A 20,557-nucleotide genomic window follows, 5' to 3' on the forward strand; every position below is an offset into this window, starting at 1 on the left:
TCCGGCCCGCCCGCATCCGGGGTCAGCGGGCCGGCCAGTGCAGGTCGAAATGCGCCTCGGGCACGAAGCGGCCGCTCGGCGGATGGTAATCCCAGCGCTCGACCCGTACCTGCTTGTCCGGGCTCTCGCCGAGGTGCAAGCGGTTGAACGAGTTCGGCAGGTTGCCGCGTAGCCGCGAGGACAGCGCGGTACCGGCCTGCACCGTCCAGATTTCCCGCGCCAGTCCGGGATACTGGCCGCTCAGAGGCAGGACATAGGGCAGGTGGATGTGCCCGCCCATCACGATGTCCAGGCCCGCTTCGGCCCAGCGCGTCAGTGCCGTCTCCGCGCCATGCTGCAGGTTGCTCAGGTCTGACGGCAGCATCGCGCCGAAGGGCTGGTGAGCCACCACGATGCGCAGCTTGCCCGGGTCGCTGCGGCGCAGGCGCTCGCAGACCGCTTGCACCTGGGCATCGGTCACTCGGCCATCCTTGCGGCGCCTGGGATGGGTGGTGTTCAGGCCGATGACCAGCAATTCGTCGTTCTCGAAGGTCGGTTCCAGTTGCCAGCCGAAACAGCGGCGGTAGTTGCCGTAGGGCAACAGGAATCGCGCTAGCAGGTTGTGCAGCGGCAGGTCGTGGTTGCCAGGGATCACCAGGCTGCGGGGAATGCCGTAGTCCTCCAGGCGCTGGACGAAGGCCACGGCCGCGTCGAACTGTTTGCGGCGCGCGCGCTGGGTGATGTCTCCCGACAGCACCAGCAGGTCGGCGCCCTGTTCGCGTACGTGCGACTCCAGCGCCTCTATCACGGGTTGCTGTTCTGTGCCGAAATGGGTGTCGGAAATGTGTAAGATGCGCGTCATGGTGCCGGGAGCCGCCCGAGTGCAGGGGAAATCGAGCGCACCTGCCGATGACATGGCTGCGCCCTGCGAGGGGCGCCCGGAGCATCGCCACCCGTGCGCGCAATGAGTGAACCATACATTCGGCGGAAGTAGCCAGGCCAAGGCTCAGCCGCCGTATCGCGAGGGATGAGAGGACGCATGACTTTCTTTGCACTGAAAATCGACAAGGCAGTGCGGAAACTCCTTGGTTTCCACCACCGGTCGCCGGACTCTCGCCCTCAGTCCGCCGCGTCCGGGGTGGCCGCCGAGGGCGAGCCGCCGGCGGTGCCGCGCATCGTCCCCGTCGTGCTGGAGGCCCGGCCCGGCGCGCCGGAGGCGCCGGCGGTGCGGATCTTCCTCGGCACCGAGCCGGCGCAGCATCGCGCCGAGCGCATCTTCTTCTATTCCCTCGAACGGGTACGCGACCCGCTGCGGCGCTACGAGGTCTACCGCATGACCGGCCTGCCGGGCTTCGACCGCAAGGGTTGGCGCACCAACTTCACCAACTTCCGCTTCGCCATCCCGGACCTCGCCGGGCGGCAGGGGCGGGCGATCTACACCGACGTCGACCAGATCTTCACCGCCGATCCTGCGGAGCTGTTCGACCAGTCCATGGGCGAGCACGGCTACCTGGCGCTGCTGCCCGAGGACACCGCGGTGATGCTGATCGACTGCGAGCGGATGATCCGCTGCTGGACCTACGCCAAGGCCTGCCGCGAACCCAAGAAGGCCCTGTGCGCCGAGGCGGCCGCCGAGCCGGGGCGTTGGGGCGCGCTCGATCCCCTCTGGCACGCCCGCGACTTCGAATTCCGCCCGGGCGAGACCAAGCTGCTGCACTACACGGCCCTGCACCTGCAGCCTTGGCGTCCCACCCCCGAGCAGTACTCGTACCAGATCCATCCTCTCGCCGAACACTTCCTCAGTCTCGAACAGGCGGCGGACCGCGAAGGCTATGAAATCTACACGGCGACGAGCCCCAGCCCCGGTTTCGCCGCCGGCTGCGAGCAGGCCGCGCGGCTGCCGGCGGAGCCGGCGGCGGACCTGCTGCGCCAGGCGCACGCGCTCGGTGCCGGGCAAGCGGCGCTGGTCGGCGCCTGGAGCGCCGCTGACGAGCCGTCGCTGCCGCGCTGGTCGCTGGAGCAATTCGGCCGCGACGATCTGCCGGTGCAGGACGCCATGATCGCGAACGGCCTCGAACGGCTGCCGGTGGAGGATCTGCCCTGGTTGCTGGATCGCCTGTTCCGGCTCGGCCGCCAGTGGGTGTTCGTCAAGGCGGAACTGGGCGCCGAAGGCTCCATGATCGGCAGCCTCGACGGCTGGCGGACGCTGGTGCGCCGGGTGGCGCTGCGCTACCCGGATCGTTGCTGGCAGCTCGATTGCCGGGATCGCCGGGGGCGCACGCAGCGCTTCCGGGCGGACTTCGCGCAGCGCAGCGGGGATGGACGGGAGCTGCCCAGGGTCTGGGTGCTGCTGGGCGCGCGCGCCGGCGACAATGCCCAGTTGACGGACATCGCCGAGGCGCTCGGCTGGCCCTGCGAAATCAAGCGGGCGGATGCTTCCGGCTTCGCCCTGTCGCCGCCCTGGCCGGACCTGGTGCTCAGCGCCGGCCGGCACACTGCCGTCGTGGCCCGCCAGATCCAGCGCCAGTCGCAAGGCCACGCGCGTCTGGTGGTGCTGGGCCGGCCGCGCGCGTCGCTGGACCGCTTCGACCGGGTGGTCACGACCCCGCAGTACGGTCTGCCGCTACGCGGCAACGTCGTCGACCTGCCGGCCCCCTTCATCGGCGAGCACCCGCTCGACGAGGCGACGCTGGACGCCTGGCGGCAGCGTTTCGCCCACCTGCCGCGGCCTTGGATCGCGCTGCTGGTGGGCGGCGACACGATTCCCTACCGGCTCGACGAGCGGACCGCCACGGCGCTGGGTCGGGAGGCCGGCGCCGCGGCCAGGAGCCGTGGTGGCTCGCTGCTGGTGTCGACCAGCCCGCGCACCTCCGCGAGCGCGAGCGACGCCCTGCTGGCGGCCATCGATGCGCCGCTTTGGAGCTATCGCTTCGGCAGCTCGGACGACAATCCCTACCGGGCGCTGCTGGCGCTGGCCGATGCCTTCGTGGTGACCGGCGAAAGCGTCTCGATGCTGACCGAGGCCTGCATGACCGGCCGGCCGGTGGCCGTGTTCCCGCTGCCGCTGCAGCGGCATCGCAAGGCGCGCCTGCAGCATGCGCTCGAACGGCGGTTGGGCGTCATCGAGCGGGTCGCCGGCAGTCGTGGCGTGCCGAGACAGCAGAACCGGCTCGGACGCCTCTATGATGAAGTGGTCGCGGCGGGCTGGGTCAAGCGCGAGCGTTGCGTCGAACAGGTGCATCTGGCCCTGGGCGTGGCGCCCCTGCCGGAGGGCCTGGATCATCCGCCGGGACTCTCGCCGGCGCTGCTCGCCGCCTCCCGCGAACGTGCCCTCCAGGCGATCCGCGAGGTCGTGCAAGCGGAGCGCCCCGTTTCTTGAGCGGCGGGCGCCCGGGCCGCTCCGCCCGGTCGCCGCCGCTTTCCACAGCCTGCAATCAGGACGCCTGCATGAGTGAAATGGCTTCAGCCGAGGTAGTGAAAAACAAGGTTAAGCGCAGTGCCTTGTACCGGACCGGCAAAAAACTGCGCCCGTTGATCAACCGCTTTCTGGCCCGCAATTCCCTGGTAGGCGATCCAGAGTTCTTCGACAAGCGGCTGTTTCCCTGGATAGCCGAGCTGGAGGCCGCCTGGCCGGTCGTGCGCGCCGAACTCGACCGGTTGCTCGAGCAGGGCACGCCGATTCCGGCCCTGCGCGATATCTCTCCGGATCACCGGCGCATCGCTACCAGCAAGGTCTGGCAGTCGTATTTTCTCTGGGGCTACGGCTACCGGATCGACAGCGGTTGCCAGCAGTGCCCGGAAACGGCGCGGGTCCTGTCGGCTGTGCCCGGACTCAACAGCGCCTTCTTCTCGATCCTGGGACCCGGCGCGCACATCCCGCGGCATACCGGGGTGACTAAGCGCATCCTGACCTGCCACCTCGCGCTGGTGACGCCGACGCCCGGCGAGCGCTGCCGCATCCAGGTCGGCGAGCAGACCGCCAGTTGGAAGGAGGGGGAGTGCATGGTCTTCGACGATACCTATCCCCATGAAGTCTGGAATGACACGGAACAGACCCGCGTGGTACTGCTGATCCAGTTCAAGCGCCCCTTGCGCCTGCCCGGACGCCTGCTGGGCGACCTGTTTCTCGGTGCGGTGCGGCGCAGCCCATTCGTTCAGGAGGCACGCAGCAACCTGGCTGCCTGGGAGAAGGCGCACAAGCTGCTGGACGACTGAGCGGGAAAGGAACGAACCCCGGCGGAGAATCCTGTTCCCCGGAAGCGGGCCTCCAGCCCGCTTCGTGCGAGCGGCTCAGTGCATCGAGCCGTAGCCCTTCATGACGTCCGCCATGCTTTCATAGCGCTCGTCCGGCATTTGCTTGAGGGTGTCGAGCACGTCTTCGTCGGCGCTATTGCGTTCGGCCTGCTTCAGCAGGTCGTGCTTTCCCGCCGGAAAGTCGATGCCTTTCAGATGATGGGATATGTTGGATGGGGAATGACCGCCCATGCCTCTGCTCATGATTCACCTCCGCCAGGCGCTGCCATCGTCTTCCTGGCATGCCAGGACGCATGACTCGGTATTCTCGAAAGGCTTGCTCAAGACTCGTCTTCCCGGCGCTTGCCTTCTTCGATCAGCTCGCGGACGCGCTGACCGCCCTTCTTGCCACCTGCCTCGCCGCCCTTGTGGCCGATTTCCTCGTAGAACTCGCGGTCGTGGGTCGCCGAGGTGGCTTCACCGCCCTTGCGGCCTGCTTCGCTTACGCTCGTGTCGCGTTTTTTCTCCGCCATATTCTTCTCCTGCTCTTTCGTCGTGATCGCCATCCGGACGGATTTTCCGGGCATGGCTCGTTCGAAAAGAACCCTCAAGGTTTGAGAAGGCGGTGCAAATCAGGAGTTCATGGCGCCGGGATGCCCGCCGCTTGCCGCCGACGAATGGACGAGCTGCGGGAAAATCGTCGAGGCTCCCGGCGACCGGTAGCGCGCGGCTTTCCTGGCGGCCGGGACGGAAGCTCCAATAGCGCTCGGGGCGGGTGGCCGGGAAAGGCCGCTCTTCGGCAAGGAGCGGGGCCTGTCCCGATGAGCGCGGCTAGCGCTCCAGTCCCTCTTCCCAGGCGCGGTGGTTGCGCCGCGCGTCCTGGATGAAGGGCGACCAGCGGATGAGCTGGAGAACCAGCTTGTTGAGCAGCTTGCCCGGCCAGGCCAGCGGCCTTTGCACGTCGAGGAACAGCACGACGCGGGTGCCGTCGGTTTCGTTCCACACCTGATGCCGGTAGGTGTCGTCGAAGATCATGCACTTGCCAGGCTCCCACTGACGGATCTGGTCGCCCACCCGGATCCGGCAGTTTTCCCTGGGTTCCGGCACTATCAGCCCCAAGTGGGCGCGCAGCAGGCCATTATAGGGGCCGCGGTGCTCGCGAATGGTCTTGCCGGGCGCCAGGATCGAGAAGAAGGCGGTGTACATCCCTGGGATTGACTCGACCAGCCTGGTCGTTTCCGGGCATAGTTTGCAGTTGCCTTCCATCTTGTAGCCGTAGCCGTAGAGGAAGAAGGTCTTCCAGAGGTCATCCTGGGTGAGGCTGCGCTGATCCTTGGAGATGTCCTGGAAGTTCGGCAGGCGTTCCCGATCCTGGAGAACCTGTTCGAGTTCGCGGAGCACGACTTCCCAGTTGGCCTCCAGAGTGGGGACCCAGGAGAAGTCGCGGGTGTCGAAGAATGGCGGATTGCCGAGGATCGAATAACGTCTGATCAAGTTCTCCAGGCGCTTGATGATCCAGAAGCCGATGGCGACGCTGGGACGATGCTTTCGTTTGCGTTTGGGCTCCACGGCGATTGCTTCTTTAGTCTGTCCCACGTAGTACCTCCCTACCGGAATGAATGAGCCGAGTCGGCGATATGTAAGGCGTTGGTGCAAGTATGGCGACATTCCCGGCGCTAGCGCAGGCGTCGTTCCCGCAGCAGCCGCCAGAGCAGCGGCCAGCCGAAGATCAGCGGGTGGCGGCGCAGGCGCGGGCTGACCTCGATGGGCTGCCCGAGGTGCCGCTGCAATTTCCAGACGACATAGTCGACGCCCTGCTCGAAGGTGAAAGACGCCTTCACCAGGCGGACCACGTTCAGCAGCCGTCCCTGCAGGCGCCTCAGTCGCCAGCGCCTGCGGCCCTGCCGGCAGGCGGCGGCGGACAGGCGGTTGCAATACGGGTCGGTTTCACCGGCGACGGTTGCCAGGCCGGCCAGGGCTGGCGCGGCGGCCTGGGTCAGGCGCCGGTAATGTTCGCGGTCGTGGCGTACCAGCAGGGCCGGACGGTCAGCGGCCTCCGGGCGCAGTTCGCAGCCGTAGCTCAGCGTCAGCGCCTGCTGCCAGAGCGTCTCGCTGTCGAAGCGCGCCTCCAGGCAGGGCAGGGTCCGCTCCAGCAGGGTCAGAACGGCGCGGGCCAGCGCCGCCTGCACCCGTCGTTCGGTTTGCGCGTCCCGGCAATGGATCAGCCGTACGGGCTGGGCGAAACGCCCCCACAGGTAGCTCTGGAACCAGAGAGCGGTGCCCCGTTCGAGATCATCCAGCGACAGCACCGCGCATTTCGCCTGCAGGATACGGCCGTCCGCCGCATGTGCGCGCAGCAGCAGGACATTGGGCGGCAGCCAGGCATTGGCCAGGCGCAGCAGCGCTCTGGGGTGCGCGCTGGAATAGTCGTCAACGATCGCGTAAAGATCGACCAGGCCTTCGCCCGGATCGCCGCCGCGCAGGCAGGAGCCGTAGAACAGCAATGCCACCAGGGCGTCGCCGAAGCGCGTGTGCACTTCGGCGACGAGTGGTTGCAGTTTTTCGCCGACCGGCAGGGCGCACTGGCTGGCGACCTCGGCGAGCAGGGCCGGCGGCGGTGCGGGCAAAAGTTGCGTATCGGGTATCGGCATCGGCCGGCCTCAAAAGGTCGAGAAACGCAGCGGGAGCGTGCTGGACAGGCGAATGGATTCTTGGGCCTCGAACAGCTCGCCGTCGAGCAGGAAGTCTTCGGGACCGCTCAGCTCGAGCGCATCGAGATTGCGGCTAAGATAGCCGTCGTGTTCGTGGGCGACCTTCGCGCCGCGCCCGCACAGCAGAGCTGGCAGCACCCGGAGCAGACGGCGCGGTCGATGGGCGAGCGCGGTGAAATGCACCGGGGCCCGGTCTTCGCCCCAGTAGGGCCGGCAGCCGACCAGCAAGCGGTCCAGAGTCGAGGCCAGCACCAGCAGCCAGTCGTCGTGCCAGTCGCCGCTCGCCGTGCTCAGCCGGGCCCGCATTGCCGGCAGCAGCGGGTGCGGCCGGTTGCCGAGTAGCGAGAGCAGCATGCGGGCGAAGGCCAGTGCCGGCCCCAGCGCGCCGCGCACGCCTGTCGGTCGGATGTGCCGGTGAAAGTAGCGTACGCCGCCGAGGATGGCGCCGGCACCGAAGAACATGCCGAATTGCGAGTCCCGGCCGGTTTCGCCGTCGACCCGTAGCACCGCCCGCTCCACCGTTCTCGGCGCCGGTCCGGTGCCCTGCAGCCAGGCGTGTAGGGCGTGCAGGGCGGCTTCGGGGCGCAGGCGGGCGCCGAGATCGCCCGCGCTCATGTTGGTCGTGCCCGCCGGCACCACCAGCAGGGCGGGCAGGTCGCCGGCCGGCTCCCTGAGCAGCGCTGTCAAGGTGGCCTGCAGGGTGCCATCGCCGCCCAGGATCACCACCAGGTCCTGCGCTCCGGCCTGCCAGAGCCGCAGTGCCTGCTCGATTTCGCGGGGTCCGGAGACCTCCTGCAGCAGGGCGGCGGGCAACGCGGCGGCGATCCGGCGCAGCGCCGGCAGCCGCCGGCGGACGCGGCCGCTGTCGGGGTTCAGGAGTATGCCGATGCGTGCCGGCCGGGCTCCGCCCTCAGGCATCGCTCAGTCCGGAGCGCGGCGCGAACAGGCGGACGATCGGGCGATGGCCTTCGGCGCGCAGGTCGATCTGGCTCAGCCAGGGCTGCAGGTCCGCGCCGCGCCAGCGCAGCAGCAGCGCCCAGAGCACCCGTGCGCCCAGCACCAGGGTGGACACCACCGTCCAGAGTGCGACCAGCAGCAGGCCGACGTCGTCGGCACCCAGCGCCCAGGCCAGGGTGAGGATCAGTAGGTTGGGGTTGCGACGAGCGGTCACCAGGCGGTTGAGGGAGTCGAAGGGACGCCAGAGGAACAGCGAGAAGGGCGCGGCGAACTTGAAGGCGCCTTCGCATAGACGGCCGGCGACATAGCCGCCGAAGATGATCCATAGCACCGTGGCCAGGGGGGTGTCGAAGCCCCAGGCCGCTCCCAGTCCCATCCCCCAGGCGACGTACCAGATCGGCGGATGCACCAGGTCCAGCGCATGGTCGAAGATGTTGCCGAAGCGGGTCGAGGTGACCGTGACGCGCGCCAGCTTGCCGTCCACCGTATCGAGGAAGGTCATGATCCAGCCGGCGATCAGGCCCGCGCCGTACTGGCCCTGCCAGAACCAGTAGCCGGCGAGGATCGCCAGGACATAGCTGGCGGCGGTGACCTGGTTGGGGCTCAGTCCCAGCCGCACGCACCAGGCGGTGACCCAGCGCGCCGGCACCGGCCAGACGCCACGGGTGATGAAGTCGGTGACGCCCTTGTAGGCGCCGTTGAACAGGGATTTTTCCAGGTGCTCGCGCTCGCCCTCGGTGATGCGGGTGACCCAGGGCGGATCGAATTTGCGCAGTTGCGCCTGCAGGCCCGAGGCCACCGTGTCCGGGCGTACCCGGCGCAGATCGTCGAGCGCCGGGCCGTCGAGCCGCGGCGTTCCGGCCAGGCTCTCGGCGGCCAGGCGCGCCGCGACTATGCTCCCGTCGCGCGGGTCCTGCAGGGCGATCTCCTGCGCATCCAGGAGACCGCGCAGCACCCGGGGGTCGTACAGGTAGTCTTCGCGCAGAAGCAGCACGTCTCCGCTCTGCACCAGGGGTTCATCTGGTCCGCACAGACGGACCCTGGGGTGTTTGCGAAGCATTCGCGCGAGCCTTTCCCGGGAGCTCAATCCCCATAGATGTACGCTGCAACTGCCCACCAGATGGACGTATATCGTCATGTATTTGCCTTGGACGGATGTGTCGGCTTCATAGAAGCATGCTTAAAGTTTTCGGTGCCTGCACGGCGGTCGCCGTCAGGGTTTGCCCCGGTCGAAGCGGCGCACCAGGGCCAGGGCCGTGCCGAGTAGGACGAGTGCCGGCAGCAGCCCGACGAGCATGGCGTTCAGCTTGAGCAGTTGGCCCAGGCTGACCAGGCTCTTGTTGCCGATGTAGACCAGCAGTCCCATCACCGCGCCGAGCGCCAGCCGGCTGCCGAGTCCCGTGGAGCGCACCGGCGCGAAGGTGAAGGGGAGCGCGAACAGGATCATCGCCAGGGTCAGGATCGGCACGCCCAGCTTCTGCCAGAGGGCGATCTCGAACTGGATCGACGGCTGCCCGGTATTTTGCAGGAAATGCACGTAGCCGCGCAGTTGCCGCGCCGAAAGGCTGTAGGGCGGCAGGGTCACTTCGTCCAGGCGGCTGTCGGGCAGAATGGCGCGCCATTCCAGCCGTTCGAGCCGCTCGACGCTTTCTCCCTCGTCGCTCCAGCGCTTCAGGCGGACGTCGTGGAGCTGCCAGAGCCCGCCGGGCTGGATCTCGGCGCGGTCGGCGAGGATGTATTCCTGCAGGTGATTGCTTTCGTCGAAGCGGAAGATTTCCAAGTGGTTGGGGACGCGCCCGGTGGCCAGGCTGCCGATGCGCACGACTTGACCGTCCTTGCGCGCCCAGATGCTGTCGTCCTTGCCGTTGTCCGGCTTGGCGTACGCCCGCAGCTTTATGGCCTTCTGCTGCAGGGGCGAGGCGACAAACTCGTCGAGTGCGCCGAGCCCTCCGGCCAGCAGCGTGCCGGCCAGCAAGGCGGTGAGGCCTATGCGGGTGGCGGAGACGCCCGCCGTGCGCAGGACGCTGAGTTCCTGGCTCATGGAGAGCTGGCCGAGGGCGGCGATGCCGCCCAGCAAGGCGATGAAGGGACCGAGCTCGATGGCGCGGCGCGGCAGGGTCATCAGCGTGACCTGGAGCGCTTGCCCCAGGCTATAGCCCGCGTCGCCGATGTCGTCGAGTTCGCCGACCAGGTCCAGGGTGCTGAACAGCGGCAGCAGCAGGGCCGCCGCGGCCACGAAACCGAGGAGGAGGTTGCCCAGCAGGTAGCGTTCGAGAATCCTCATCGGCTCTTCACCCGGACGATAGCCCGCTCGCGAACGATCAGAGCCAGCAGGACCAGTCCCATTGCTAGGGGCACCAGCCAGAGTCCGGGCGTCAGGGGCAGCGAGCCGTTCCCCACCAGGCTCTTGCAGATGTCGCCGGCGTAGAAGATCACCGCGTAGACGGCGGTGATCGGCAGCAGAGTGGCGAAGCGGCCGCGGCGGGGCGCGGTGCGGCTGAGCGGAATGGCCAGCAAGGCCAGGATGAAGGTGCTGACGCCGCGAGATTCGCGCCATTGCAGCTCGGCCTGTTCGGACAGCCCGGCAGAGGCCTCGAGCGTTTGCCAGGAGGCGGCCTTGCGGCGGGACTCCATGTTTGTCTCCAGCGGCTGGAGGTGGATGTTCAACCGCTTGAACTCGATCCGCTTGTCCTGGGTGCCGTCGTGCTGTAGCGAGTAGGCGGTGCCGTTGGTCATCTCCACGACCGGATCGTCGGGGTCGGGATCGGCGATCCGGGCTTCCTGGGAGCGATACAGGCGGGTCCGGTTCTCGCCGCCGTCGAAGATCAGGACGTCCTGCAAGCTGTCGGTCGCGCGGTCGACGCGCTCGGCGAGGATCATCCGGCCGTTTTCCGCATTGATGTTGAAGCGTTCCGCCAGCAGGTGGTCGATGTCCAGCTCGGTCTTGGATTCCTGTTCGAGCTGATAGGCATTGGCGTAGGCCCAGGGCCGCCCGTACAGGGACAGGGCGGTCACGCCCACGGCGATCGGCAGCGCCAGGATGGCCACCGCTCCGTAGAGCCGCAGTGGGCTCATGCCCGCAGCGGCCACGGCGGTTATTTCCGAGTCGTTATACAGGCGACCCAGACCGATGGCCACCGATACATACAGCGCTACCGGCACCAGCACCTCCAGGGCGATCATGACCTTGTATACGACGATGTCGAAAACCACTTCGGGGGACAGGGTGCCGTTGGCGGCCTCGCCCAGATAGCGCTCGGCGGAATAGGCCGCGAAAATGCAAGTGAGGATCCCCAGCATGACCAGCAGCGGCCGGCGTGCCTCGGAAATGACGTAGCGCTCGATCAGAAGCATGAATACTCGAACCTTCTCCTTGCCAGTCGTGTCATGCGCCCGGCCATGGAAGATAGGCTATCCTGAAAACCCCCTTCCATTCGAGAGGCGCGGCCCCGTCGCCCAGTAGGAATGGATCGGTTTTTCAAACGATTACTGGAGATGGCATGAATCTTTTCAAGCGGAATGGGCTCCGTCGGGCGGTCGTGTTGAGCGCCGGCCAGGGACGTCGGCTCCTTCCCTTCACCGAAAACAGCCCTAAGTGCCTGCTCGATGTCGCCGGGCGTAGCGTCGTCGAGTGGCAGGTCGATGCGTTGCTGAGCGCCGGCGTGGGGCAGGTCACCGTGGTCGTGGGCTACGGCGCAAACCAGGTCGAGCGCGTGCTGGGCGAGCGCTATGGGACGGACGGTGCCGTCACGACGCTGTACAACCCCTTCTTCGAGGTGGCGGATAACCTGGCCAGTTGCTGGATGGCCCGGCAGGCCATGCAAGACGAGTTCCTTCTCCTGAACGGCGACACCCTGTTCGAACTGACGGTCCTGGAGCGCCTGCTGGAGACGCCGCCACGACCCATCACCCTCGCCATCGACCGGAAAGCCGGCTACGACGGCGACGACATGAAAGTCTGCCTGGACGGCGATCGGCTGACGCGGGTCGGCAAGACGCTGCCACTGGTGCACATCGATGGCGAGTCCATCGGCATGATGTACTTCCAGGCCGAGGGCGCGGCGCTGTTCCGCCGGACGCTCGAGGAGCAGATGCGTCGTCCAGAGGCGCTGCAGCGCTGGTACCTGAGCATCATCGACCAGTTGGCGCAAGACACGGGCCAGGTGTTTGTGCAGTCCATCGAGGGGCTGAGTTGGGGTGAGCTGGATTTCCCGGCGGACTTGGAATCCGTCCGGGCCAAGGCCCGTCTCTGGGACATACCGAAGGGCGTGATTCAGGGCTGAACGCTCCTCTCGGTATCCGCGGTCCGCTGCGCCAAGACCCTTTCGACCAGGGCAAGATCCGCCCTGGAGTCGACGTCGATGGCCGCTTCGGCGAAGGGCAGGACGACAGCGCCTATCTTCATGTCCAGCTTGCGCGACAGCCGCGCCAGGGCCTGTTCCAGGGTCAGGCGGCCGATCAGGTAGCGCAGGGTGGCCAGCGGCCCCAGCGCGCCGGCGATCACCCGCCAAGGACGCTTGCGCTCCTGCTCGATCCGTCGCCAGAAGGCCGCCAGTTCGCGGCTTCGCGGACTGGCGAAGGCGAACAGGTTGCAGCCGCAGTACGGGCCGCCGCGCAGCCGGATGGCGGAGCGCCGGGTGTCGGGATAGCGGGTCTGGACGGTGTCCAGGCGCGCCACGCCGACGACGAAGTCGCAGTCGCCTTCCAGTGTCTGTTCGAGAAAGTGATCGACGATGGCTGGGCTCAGCAGGGCATGGTCGGCCGTGGTCAGCAGTACCGGCTGCCCTGGAGGCAGCGCCTGCAGGGCGCGCGCCGCGCTGGCGCTCGGCGAGCCGGCGTTCTCCAGCCAGCCCAGCGTGCCGTCGCCCAGGTCGCGCTCGAGTTCGGCATCCCCACGCAGCAGGTCGCGGGCCGGGCCGACCAAGGTGATCCGGCCGACCAGGCGGCTCGCGCGCAGGCTCCGGATGACCCGCTGGACCATCGGTATGCCGCCGACCGGCGCCAGCGCCTTGCAGGCGACACCGGTCGCGCTCGCCACGACATCGCCGGCATGGCGGTCGGCCGCCAGCACCAGCGTGGCGCAGCGTCCGGCCTTAGATTCGCTTTTCATAGACTCGATATCTCTTGTAGGGATAGGCGCCGATGTGTTCGAGGATGTTTCGCATGCCGCGATTGCTTTCCAGAATCCATGACATCTCCAGCGCCTCGAGCCCGTGCCGGACGAAGGGCGGCTTGAGCGCCTCGATCAGGCGTAGCGCCAGCGCTGAGCCCAAGCGGCTGCGCTGATGCGCCCGGCGCACGCCCATCAACGGGACTCGGGCGGTGCGCAGGCCGCGGACCTTCAGCCGCCAGAGCAGGCGGAGCCAGCCGAAGGGCAGCAGGCGTCCCTGCAGGGGGGCGATGGCCTCGTTGAGGTTGGGCAGGGCGACGATGAAGGCGTCGGGCTCGCCGTCGACCTCGGCGATGTACAGCAGGTCTTCCGGCACCAGCAGCTTGAGGTTGTTGCCCATGGCCTCGAACTCTTCCGCGGTGAAGGGAACGAACCCCCAATTTTCCGCCCAGGCGTCGTTGAAGATGTCGCGCAGCGATTGGATCTCCTGCGCGTAGCGGCGACGGTCCAGCGGGCGGATGCGCACGCGGTCCTGCCAGCGGTCCATCAAGTGGCGCAGCGGGGGAGGGAAGTGCAGCTCGTCCGTGCGCATCCAGTAGGCCAGCAGGTCCGTGGCCGGACGATAGCCCAGGGCCTCGACCCGGGCGCCGTAGTAGGGCAGGCCATGGCCCATCATGATCGACGGCGGTCGTTCGAAACCCTCGACCAGCAAGCCGCTTTCCTCGTTGATGGTCAGGTTGAACGGACCGGTTATCCGGAGCGCGCCCCGCTCCCGCAGCCACTGCTCGGCCGCCGCCATCAGGGCGGCGAAGACGGCGGGATCGTCGATCGCCTCCAGCATGCCGAAGTGGCCCGTGTCCGGGCCGTGCGCCTGGCGATGCAGCCGATCCACCTGGGCGCTGATGCGCCCGACGGGCTCGTTGCCCGACCAGGCGATCCAGGCTTGCCAATCGAGGTGGGCGAAGACCGGGTTCTTCGCCGACAAGTGGTCGCGGCGTTCGACGAGAAGGGGCTCCACCCAGTACGGGTCGTCGCGGTGGAGCCTGCCCGGCAGGCCGATGAAGACATCGAGATCGGCTTTGCTCTGTACCGGCCTGACAACGAGCGGTGCATTCCCTCTGAGCGGAGGTTGATTCAATCCCGGGCTCCTACGTGCTGGTGGCTGTTCCTGACCGCTTGCCGACGGGACGCGAAACCCTGTGCTTGGCTGGTCGAAGCCGCGCGCCGCCTGGGGGACATGGCGTGGCGGCACCGGAAGCGCATGGCGTTTTTTATCCTTTCTGGAATAATTATTCTGGGGCGGCGTTGAGTAAAAAAGAGGCAAGTGTAGTCGAAATTGAGGTATATAGGGCGCCTGAGTCGAAGCCGGGAGGGGTAACTTCCCCGTCATCATTTTGTCTACCCGACCGTTTGAGTGGTCGGAATGGACTACTCTAGGCTGATCGTGTTCAATCTCGCCCCGTTGATTTTTGTGAGTCTAGATGCTGCAGGCCTTGCTGAACGGTCCGCTGCAAGGAACGGTTGTCCCGCTGAAAAATGCCAGGACTGGAATAATGGCCAAACCCGCTATGTCTGCAACTCCTACGCAAAACTCTCTGGCCCAGCGCCTGGCTGACTTTCCGACCCTTGCAGAGGCTCTCGATTACGCGGCCCAAGGACACACCGGCCTGAACTTCCACGACGGGCGCTGCCGCCTGACGGCCGTCGTCCCCTACGCCGAACTGCGACGGCAGGCGCTGGATCTGGCCAGGCTCCTGCAGGGGGCCGGGCTGCGCCGGGGCGACCGGGTGGCCTTGATCGCCGATACCGAGCCGGGATTCGTGGAGGCCTTCTACGGCTGCCAGTACGCCGGCTTCGTTCCGGTGCCCCTGCCCATTCCGTCCGGACTGGGCAGCCACGCCGCCTATGTCGAGAAGCTCGCCGCGCTGCTGAAGAGCTGCGAGCCGGCCGTCGTTCTGGCCCCGGCCGCCTGGCTGCCGTTCGCACAGGAGGCGGTCGGCTCCTCCCCCATGCGGTTCGTCGGTTCGGTCGAGGAGTTGAAGGCCCGGGCCGTTCCGCAGGTAGAACTGGAGCCTTCGCGGCCGGACGAGGTCGCCTATCTGCAGTACACCTCGGGGAGCACTCGCTTTCCGCGCGGGGTCGTGGTGACGCAGCGTGCGGCCATGGCCAACCTGCGGGGAATGATTCGCGACGCGCTGGACGTGCGTCCCGACGACCGTTGCGTTTCCTGGCTGCCCTTCTATCACGACATGGGGCTGGTGGGCTTCGTGCTGGGGCCGATGGCCTTCCAGATGTCGGTGGATTACCTGCGCACCCAGGATTTCGCCATGCGCCCCCGCCAGTGGCTCAACCTGATCAGCCGGGGCCGCGGCACCATCTCGTTCGCGCCACCCTTCGGCTACGACCTGTGCACCCGCCGCGCCCGGGAGAGCGAAGTGGGTCAGTTCGATCTGTCCAGTTGGCGAGTCGCCGGCATCGGCGCGGAGCCGATTCGCGCCGATGTGCTGGAGCGCTTCGCCGAGCAGTTCGCGCCGGCGGGCTTCGCGCGGACGGCCTTCCTGCCCTCCTATGGCCTGGCCGAGTGCACGCTGGGCGCCTGTTTCGGCCGTCTCGGCGCCGGGCTCCGGGTGGAGCGCGTCGAGCGCCACGCCTTGGAGCACCGGTCGATGGCGGTGCCCTTCGATGGCGAGGAAAGCCAAGCCAGCGCCTTCGTCAACTGTGGCGCCGTGCTTCCCGGGCACCGCCTGGAAATCCGCGACGAGGCCGGGCAGCCGCTGCCGGAGCGCCGGGTCGGGCGAGTGATGTTGCATGGGCCGAGCATAATGTCGGGCTACTTCCGCGACGAGGAGTCCACGCAGGCGGTGCTGGACGGCGGCTGGCTGGATACTGGCGATCTCGGTTACCTGAACGGCGGCGAACTGTTCGTCACCGGCCGGCAGAAGGATCTTTTGATCGTGCGCGGCCGGAACATTTGGCCGCAGGACATCGAGTACCTGGTCGAATCCCAGCCGGAGATCCGTTCGGGCGACGTAATCGCCTTTCTCGTTCCCGCGTCTCCCGATCCGCAGGTCGTGGTGCAGGTCCAGTGCCGGCTCCTCGACCCGGAGCGGCGCGAAGGGCTGGTACGCACGCTGGTCGGGCTGATCAGCAGCGAATTCAGCCTCTTTGCCCTCGTGGAACTGGTGCCGCCCCACTCTCTGCCGCGTACCTCGTCGGGCAAGCCCTCGCGAGCCGAGGCGCGTAAGCGTTTCCTGGCGCAGGCACAGTCCGCGTCCGGGCTGTCCGCGGTCTGCGGGTAAGCGGAGCGTGGTGAATACCGTTGCCCTGACGGGGGCGACCGGCTTTATCGGCAGCGTCCTGCGCCGGCGCCTGGTCCGGGCAGGCGTGCCGCTGCGTGCCCTGAGCCGCCGGCGGGACGGTTTCGAGGACGGCACCGAATGGGTGCGCGGAACCCTCGAGGACCAAGACGCCCTGGCCAGGCTGGTCGCCGGGGCGGACGCGGTCATCCATTGCGCTGGCGCGGTGCGCGGCGCCGCGCCTGGGCATTTCGAGCGGGTCAACGTCGACGGCAGCCTGCGCCTGATCGAGGCCGCCCGGAACGGCGGCCGTTGCGAGCGTTTCCTGTTGCTGTCGTCGCTAGCGGCCCGGCATCCGCACCTGTCCTGGTATGCCCGTTCGAAGTTCGAGGCGGAGCGCCGGGTCGGGCAGGCGGCGGGGGAGATCGCCGTGACGGTGTTCAGGCCCACGGCGGTGTACGGCCCGGGCGACCGGGAAATGCGCCCCATCTTCGAGTGGCTGCTGCGTGGCTGGCTGTTCACGCCGGGACAGGACGGCGCGCGGCTCACCTTGCTGCACGTCGAGGATCTGGCATACGCCGTGCAGAAGTGGCTGGAGTCGCCACAGGCGCCTGCCGCCACCTACGAACTAAACGATTGTCAGCCGGACGGTTACGATTGGAACAGCATTGCCGCCATCGCTGCGGAAATTCGTGGGAGCCCGGTGCGCCGGGTCAGGGTTCCGATGCCACTCCTGAAGGGGTTTGCCCAAGCCAACCTGCTCGTTTCGCGCCTGAGCGGCCGTGCCCCCATGTTGACACCGGCGAAGGTGGGAGAGTTGACCCATCCCGATTGGTCCTGCAGCAACGAAGCCGTTTGCCAGGCCTTGGGATGGGAGCCCCAGATAGTGCTGCAAAACGCCTTGCGAGAGCGCTGGTTCTAGTCTGGCGAGAAGCATCTCCAGAATCGATAGAGGTTTGACCATGATTTCCCAGGAACAAATACTGGAGCGGCTTTTGGCCTATCTGAGCCCCATGGCTTCCCCCGGAACGCCATTGCACCCGGATATCGACCTGCGGCAGGAGCTTGGCCTGGATTCCATCAAGGTCATGGACCTGCTGATGGAACTCGAGGACGCGTTCGATATCTCCATTCCTTTGAACATACTGGCAGACGTGCATACTCCCGCCGAACTGGCACGGGCTGTCTTTTCGCTAACGGAGCATGCCGATGGCCTTGTTCGATAAGTTCGGGAAGTTGGCGCAGGCGCGCGCCGATTTGATGCAGGGACGTCTCAATCCATTCGGCACGCGCATCGACGAAATCCTTTCTCCCACCGAGGGACGCATCGGCGATCACCGGGTGATCCTCGCCGGTACCAACAACTACCTGGGGCTGACCTTCGACCCCGACTGCATCCAGGCGGCGCAGCAGGCGCTCGAGCAACAGGGAACCGGGACCACCGGTTCGCGCATGGCCAATGGCAGCTACGGCAGCCACATGGCCCTGGAGGCCGAACTGGCCGACTTCTTCGCGCGCCGTTCGGTGATCGTCTTCTCCACCGGCTACATGGGGAACCTCGGCGTCATCGGTGCCCTGGCCGGCCCGGAGGATATCGTGCTGCTCGACGCGGACTGCCATGCGAGCATCTACGATGCCTGCAAGCTGGGCGGCGCCCAGGTCATCCGCTTCCGCCACAACGATGTGGCCGACCTGGAGCGGCGCATGCGCCGGCTTGGCGAACGTGCCCGCACCGCCCTGATCCTGGTAGAGGGCATCTACAGCATGCTGGGCGACCAGGCACCGCTGCGGGAGATCGTCGAGATCAAGCAGCGTCTGGGCGGTTACCTGCTGGTCGACGAGGCCCACTCGGTCGGCGTGCTGGGCACCCATGGCCGTGGCCTGGCCGAGGAGCTAGGCGTCGAGGCGGAGGTGGACATCGTCACGGGCACCTTCAGCAAGAGCCTGGGCGCGATCGGCGGCTTCGCGGCCAGCCATCACCGCGACATGGACCTGCTGCGCTGCGCGAGCCGTCCGTACATCTTCACCGCCTCGCCGTCGCCTTCGGCTATCGCCTCGGTGCGCGCCGCCCTGCAGGCGCTGCGTAGCCGCCCGGAGTTGCGCGAGCGCCTGTGGAGCAATGCGCGGCAGTTGTACCGGGGGCTGGCGGCCCTGGGATACCGGATCGGTCCGCAGCCGAGCCCGATCGTCCCCGTGCTGCTGGACTCGCCCGAGGAGGGCGTGGCTTTCTGGGAGAACCTCATCGAACGGGGTGTGTACGTGAACCTGGTGCCGCCTTTGGCGACTCCCGGCGGCCAGGCGCTGGTGCGTTGCAGCGTCAGCGCCGCGCACACGCCCGAACAGATCGAGCACATCATCCAGGCCTTCGCCGCGCTGCGTGCTCCCGCCGCCATGGCCATGGCCGGCGCCTGAAAAGGCACGGCCGGCCTTGCCGGCTGCCCTGGCTTTTCCCGCGGATACCGGCTGTCCTGTCGAGCAGCCGGGATGCTTTTTTTCTGAAGGATGACCATGCGTATTCTGTTTGCCTTTGGTCGAACCTATCCCGTGCGTACGGCGCTCATGCTGATCAGTCTGTTCCTGGCCGGCCTCGCCGAAGGCGTCGGCCTGACCACCCTGCTGCCCCTGCTGTCGGTAGCGCTGGGCGATAAGACGCACTCGGAGTTTTCCCTGGAGGTCATCGCCATCCTGCAGTTGTTCGGCCTGGAGCCGACCGTCGTGACCATGATGAGCGTGATGGTGCTGGGCATGGTCATCAGCAGCGCGCTGGTCCTGCTGGGCAACCGCCAGGTCGGCTATACCGTGGCGCATGTCGCCACCGACCTGCGCGTCGCCCTGATCCGCGCCCTGCTCGGCAGCCGCTGGGAGTACTACCTGCGCCAGCCGACGGGCGCGCTGGCCAACTCCGTCGCCACCGAGGCCTTTCGCGCCTCCACCGCCTACGAGCACGCCGCCAACGCCCTGGCCCTGTTCATCCAGGCCATGGTCTATGTGGTCATCGCCCTGTTCGTGTCCTGGCAGGCGGCCGTCCTTTCCCTGATTCTGGGCGTCTTTTTGCTGCTGGCCCTGCAGAAGCTGGTGAAGACCTCGCGCCATGCCGGCAAGAGCCAGACCCGCCTGATGCGCGAGTTGCTGGCGCACCTGACCGATACCCTGGGCTCGGTCAAGCCGCTCAAGGCCATGGCCCGCGAGGACATCGCCGACTCGCTGCTGCGGCATCGGGTCGACCAGCTCAACGAGGCGATGGAGCACGAGGTGATGAGCCGCGAGGCCCTCAGGGCGCTGCAGGGGCCGATGCTGGCGATTCTCGCGGCGGGCGGGCTCTATGCGGGGCTGGTCGTGCTGAAGCTGCCGCTGTCGTCGGTGATGGTGCTGATCTTCCTGGTGGTGCGCATCCTCAGCCTGCTGCACAAGGTCCAGCAGCGCTACCAGCGCGTCGCTTCCCAGGAAAGCGCCTACTGGGCGCTGCGGAAAGCGATCGAAACCGCCCAGGCCGACGCCGAGCCGGGCGGCGGCAAGCGGGTCCCCAGCTTGCGGGAGGCCATCGTCTTCGAGCGCGTATTCTTCGACTATGGCGAGCGAACGATCCTCGACGGGGTCGACCTGAGGATTCCGACAGGCAGCTTCACCAGCCTGGTCGGGCCTTCGGGGGCGGGCAAGACTACGCTTCTCGACCTGCTTTGCGTGCTGCTGGCCCCGCGGTCCGGCGGCATCCGGGTCGACGGCGTTCCCCTGGAGGAGCTGGACCGCCAGCGCTGGCGGCGGCTGATCGGCTACGTGCCGCAGGAAACCCTGCTGCTCCACGACAGCATCCTGGCCAACGTGACCCTCGGCGATCCGGCCCTGACGGTCGCCGATGCGGAGCGCGCCCTGCGCCAGGCCGGCGCCTGGGAATTCGTGGAAAAGTCTCCCGAGGGCATGCAGACGATCGTCGGCGAGCGGGGCGGCAAGCTATCCGGCGGCCAGCGCCAGCGCATCGTCATCGCCCGCGCGCTGGCTCACCGGCCGCGGTTGCTGATCCTGGACGAGGCGACCAGCGCCCTCGACCCGGAGTCGGAGGAGGCGATCTGCCAGACACTCAAGGCGCTGACCCCGGCGATCACCGTCATCGCCGTCTCGCACCGGCCGGCGCTGATCGACATCGCCGACCAGGTTTACCGCCTGCAGGACGGACGGCTCTCGTGCGTCAAGGGGCCGTACGGGACGGACCGGGTCACGGCCGAAGCGGCCACCGCCAGGCCGGGCAGCGACGCGCCCGCGCACTGACCGACGCC

Annotated in this window: 19 protein-coding genes; 8 read left to right on the plus strand and 11 right to left on the minus strand. The window is 67.4% G+C overall.

Features of this window, described 5'->3' with window-relative positions; genetic code table 11:
• Positions 1 to 22: 22 nt before the first annotated feature.
• Complete coding sequence (locus tag ACGI6K_RS02440; RefSeq protein WP_376945194.1) at positions 23 to 841, minus strand: metallophosphoesterase family protein; 819 nt, start codon at positions 839 to 841, stop codon at positions 23 to 25.
• A gap of 177 nt (positions 842 to 1,018) precedes the next feature.
• On the opposite strand from ACGI6K_RS02440, the gene ACGI6K_RS02445 reads away from it, so the two are divergent.
• Positions 1,019 to 3,358, plus strand: a complete 2,340-nt coding sequence (locus tag ACGI6K_RS02445) for an ELM1/GtrOC1 family putative glycosyltransferase (RefSeq protein ID WP_376945192.1) — start codon at positions 1,019 to 1,021, stop codon at positions 3,356 to 3,358.
• Positions 3,359 to 3,426: 68 nt separating this feature from the next.
• On the plus strand, positions 3,427 to 4,194 hold the full coding sequence (locus tag ACGI6K_RS02450; protein WP_376945190.1) for an aspartyl/asparaginyl beta-hydroxylase domain-containing protein: 768 nt from the start codon (positions 3,427 to 3,429) through the stop codon (positions 4,192 to 4,194).
• A gap of 75 nt (positions 4,195 to 4,269) precedes the next feature.
• Here the strand turns inward: ACGI6K_RS02450 and ACGI6K_RS02455 are convergent, their stop codons facing one another.
• From ACGI6K_RS02455 to lptF, 8 genes are all read right to left on the minus strand, one after another.
• A complete protein-coding gene (locus tag ACGI6K_RS02455) occupies positions 4,270 to 4,476 on the minus strand; it encodes a DUF2795 domain-containing protein (protein WP_376945188.1) in 207 nt (68 codons plus the stop codon).
• A gap of 77 nt (positions 4,477 to 4,553) precedes the next feature.
• On the minus strand, positions 4,554 to 4,799 hold the full coding sequence (locus tag ACGI6K_RS02460) for a KGG domain-containing protein (protein ID WP_376945186.1): 246 nt from the start codon (positions 4,797 to 4,799) through the stop codon (positions 4,554 to 4,556).
• A gap of 244 nt (positions 4,800 to 5,043) precedes the next feature.
• Positions 5,044 to 5,808: an aspartyl/asparaginyl beta-hydroxylase domain-containing protein gene (locus ACGI6K_RS02465; protein ID WP_376945184.1), complete on the minus strand. Its 765-nt coding sequence runs from the start codon at positions 5,806 to 5,808 to the stop codon at positions 5,044 to 5,046.
• Positions 5,809 to 5,888: 80 nt separating this feature from the next.
• Entirely contained in the window at positions 5,889 to 6,863 is a 975-nt protein-coding gene (locus ACGI6K_RS02470) for a hypothetical protein (RefSeq protein ID WP_376945182.1), read from the minus strand.
• A 9-nt stretch (positions 6,864 to 6,872) separates the two neighbouring features.
• Complete coding sequence (locus ACGI6K_RS02475) at positions 6,873 to 7,841, minus strand: diacylglycerol/lipid kinase family protein (RefSeq protein ID WP_376945180.1); 969 nt, start codon at positions 7,839 to 7,841, stop codon at positions 6,873 to 6,875.
• Positions 7,834 to 8,940 carry a CDP-alcohol phosphatidyltransferase family protein gene (locus ACGI6K_RS02480; protein ID WP_376945178.1) on the minus strand — a complete coding sequence of 369 codons (1,107 nt, stop codon included), beginning with the start codon at positions 8,938 to 8,940 and terminating at the stop codon, positions 7,834 to 7,836. Before ACGI6K_RS02480 ends, ACGI6K_RS02475 begins: the two co-directional genes overlap by 8 nt.
• Positions 8,941 to 9,093: 153 nt before the next feature.
• Positions 9,094 to 10,164: an LPS export ABC transporter permease LptG gene (lptG, locus tag ACGI6K_RS02485; protein ID WP_376945176.1), complete on the minus strand. Its 1,071-nt coding sequence runs from the start codon at positions 10,162 to 10,164 to the stop codon at positions 9,094 to 9,096.
• Positions 10,161 to 11,234: an LPS export ABC transporter permease LptF gene (gene lptF, locus ACGI6K_RS02490; protein ID WP_376945174.1), complete on the minus strand. Its 1,074-nt coding sequence runs from the start codon at positions 11,232 to 11,234 to the stop codon at positions 10,161 to 10,163. The genes lptG and lptF overlap by 4 nt, the downstream gene beginning before the upstream one ends.
• Positions 11,235 to 11,380: 146 nt before the next feature.
• Between lptF and ACGI6K_RS02495 the strand changes: the two genes are divergently transcribed.
• Positions 11,381 to 12,163, plus strand: a complete 783-nt coding sequence (locus ACGI6K_RS02495; protein ID WP_376945172.1) for an NTP transferase domain-containing protein — start codon at positions 11,381 to 11,383, stop codon at positions 12,161 to 12,163.
• Here ACGI6K_RS02495 and ACGI6K_RS02500 read toward each other — a convergent pair.
• Both ACGI6K_RS02500 and ACGI6K_RS02505 read right to left on the minus strand, forming a co-directional pair.
• Complete coding sequence (locus ACGI6K_RS02500; RefSeq protein WP_376945170.1) at positions 12,154 to 12,990, minus strand: nucleotidyltransferase family protein; 837 nt, start codon at positions 12,988 to 12,990, stop codon at positions 12,154 to 12,156. The two genes, ACGI6K_RS02495 and ACGI6K_RS02500, sit on opposite strands and share 10 nt — an antisense overlap.
• On the minus strand, positions 12,974 to 14,128 hold the full coding sequence (locus ACGI6K_RS02505; RefSeq protein WP_376945168.1) for a GNAT family N-acetyltransferase: 1,155 nt from the start codon (positions 14,126 to 14,128) through the stop codon (positions 12,974 to 12,976). The genes ACGI6K_RS02500 and ACGI6K_RS02505 overlap by 17 nt, the downstream gene beginning before the upstream one ends.
• A 415-nt stretch (positions 14,129 to 14,543) precedes the next feature.
• Between ACGI6K_RS02505 and ACGI6K_RS02510 the strand changes: the two genes are divergently transcribed.
• The 5 genes from ACGI6K_RS02510 (at position 14,544) to ACGI6K_RS02530 (ending at position 20,549) form a co-directional block, all read left to right on the plus strand.
• Positions 14,544 to 16,289, plus strand: coding sequence for a fatty acyl-AMP ligase (locus ACGI6K_RS02510; RefSeq protein WP_376945166.1), 1,746 nt, complete (start codon positions 14,544 to 14,546; stop codon positions 16,287 to 16,289).
• A 10-nt stretch (positions 16,290 to 16,299) separates the two neighbouring features.
• Positions 16,300 to 17,208 (plus strand): NAD-dependent epimerase/dehydratase family protein, encoded by a 909-nt coding sequence (locus ACGI6K_RS02515; RefSeq protein ID WP_376945164.1) that lies wholly within the window; start codon positions 16,300 to 16,302, stop codon positions 17,206 to 17,208.
• 40 nt (positions 17,209 to 17,248) lie between these two features.
• On the plus strand, positions 17,249 to 17,512 hold the full coding sequence (locus ACGI6K_RS02520) for an acyl carrier protein (RefSeq protein ID WP_376945162.1): 264 nt from the start codon (positions 17,249 to 17,251) through the stop codon (positions 17,510 to 17,512).
• Positions 17,496 to 18,698, plus strand: coding sequence for a serine palmitoyltransferase (gene spt / locus ACGI6K_RS02525; RefSeq protein WP_376945160.1), 1,203 nt, complete (start codon positions 17,496 to 17,498; stop codon positions 18,696 to 18,698). Before ACGI6K_RS02520 ends, spt begins: the two co-directional genes overlap by 17 nt.
• A gap of 96 nt (positions 18,699 to 18,794) precedes the next feature.
• Entirely contained in the window at positions 18,795 to 20,549 is a 1,755-nt protein-coding gene (locus ACGI6K_RS02530; RefSeq protein ID WP_376945158.1) for an ABC transporter ATP-binding protein, read from the plus strand.
• The last annotated feature ends 8 nt before the right edge of the window (positions 20,550 to 20,557 follow it).

The sequence above is a fragment of the Azorhizophilus paspali genome (genome assembly GCF_043587585.2).
Taxonomy (GTDB): domain Bacteria; phylum Pseudomonadota; class Gammaproteobacteria; order Pseudomonadales; family Pseudomonadaceae; genus Azotobacter; species Azotobacter paspali.

What these genes read in the sequence shown, in the direction of transcription:
- ACGI6K_RS02480 (WP_376945178.1), bottom strand. Translation starts at nt 8,940, where the DNA reads ATGCTTCGCAAACACCCCAGGGTCCGTCTGTGCGGACCAGATGAACCC.
- lptG (WP_376945176.1), bottom strand. Translation starts at nt 10,164, where the DNA reads ATGAGGATTCTCGAACGCTACCTGCTGGGCAACCTCCTCCTCGGTTTC.
- ACGI6K_RS02440 (WP_376945194.1), bottom strand. Translation starts at nt 841, where the DNA reads ATGACGCGCATCTTACACATTTCCGACACCCATTTCGGCACAGAACAG.
- ACGI6K_RS02445 (WP_376945192.1), top strand. Translation starts at nt 1,019, where the DNA reads ATGACTTTCTTTGCACTGAAAATCGACAAGGCAGTGCGGAAACTCCTT.
- ACGI6K_RS02495 (WP_376945172.1), top strand. Translation starts at nt 11,381, where the DNA reads ATGAATCTTTTCAAGCGGAATGGGCTCCGTCGGGCGGTCGTGTTGAGC.
- ACGI6K_RS02455 (WP_376945188.1), bottom strand. Translation starts at nt 4,476, where the DNA reads ATGAGCAGAGGCATGGGCGGTCATTCCCCATCCAACATATCCCATCAT.
- spt (WP_376945160.1), top strand. Translation starts at nt 17,496, where the DNA reads ATGGCCTTGTTCGATAAGTTCGGGAAGTTGGCGCAGGCGCGCGCCGAT.
- ACGI6K_RS02520 (WP_376945162.1), top strand. Translation starts at nt 17,249, where the DNA reads ATGATTTCCCAGGAACAAATACTGGAGCGGCTTTTGGCCTATCTGAGC.
- lptF (WP_376945174.1), bottom strand. Translation starts at nt 11,234, where the DNA reads ATGCTTCTGATCGAGCGCTACGTCATTTCCGAGGCACGCCGGCCGCTG.
- ACGI6K_RS02460 (WP_376945186.1), bottom strand. Translation starts at nt 4,799, where the DNA reads ATGCCCGGAAAATCCGTCCGGATGGCGATCACGACGAAAGAGCAGGAG.
- ACGI6K_RS02530 (WP_376945158.1), top strand. Translation starts at nt 18,795, where the DNA reads ATGCGTATTCTGTTTGCCTTTGGTCGAACCTATCCCGTGCGTACGGCG.
- ACGI6K_RS02510 (WP_376945166.1), top strand. Translation starts at nt 14,544, where the DNA reads ATGGCCAAACCCGCTATGTCTGCAACTCCTACGCAAAACTCTCTGGCC.
- ACGI6K_RS02470 (WP_376945182.1), bottom strand. Translation starts at nt 6,863, where the DNA reads ATGCCGATACCCGATACGCAACTTTTGCCCGCACCGCCGCCGGCCCTG.
- ACGI6K_RS02450 (WP_376945190.1), top strand. Translation starts at nt 3,427, where the DNA reads ATGAGTGAAATGGCTTCAGCCGAGGTAGTGAAAAACAAGGTTAAGCGC.
- ACGI6K_RS02475 (WP_376945180.1), bottom strand. Translation starts at nt 7,841, where the DNA reads ATGCCTGAGGGCGGAGCCCGGCCGGCACGCATCGGCATACTCCTGAAC.
- ACGI6K_RS02500 (WP_376945170.1), bottom strand. Translation starts at nt 12,990, where the DNA reads ATGAAAAGCGAATCTAAGGCCGGACGCTGCGCCACGCTGGTGCTGGCG.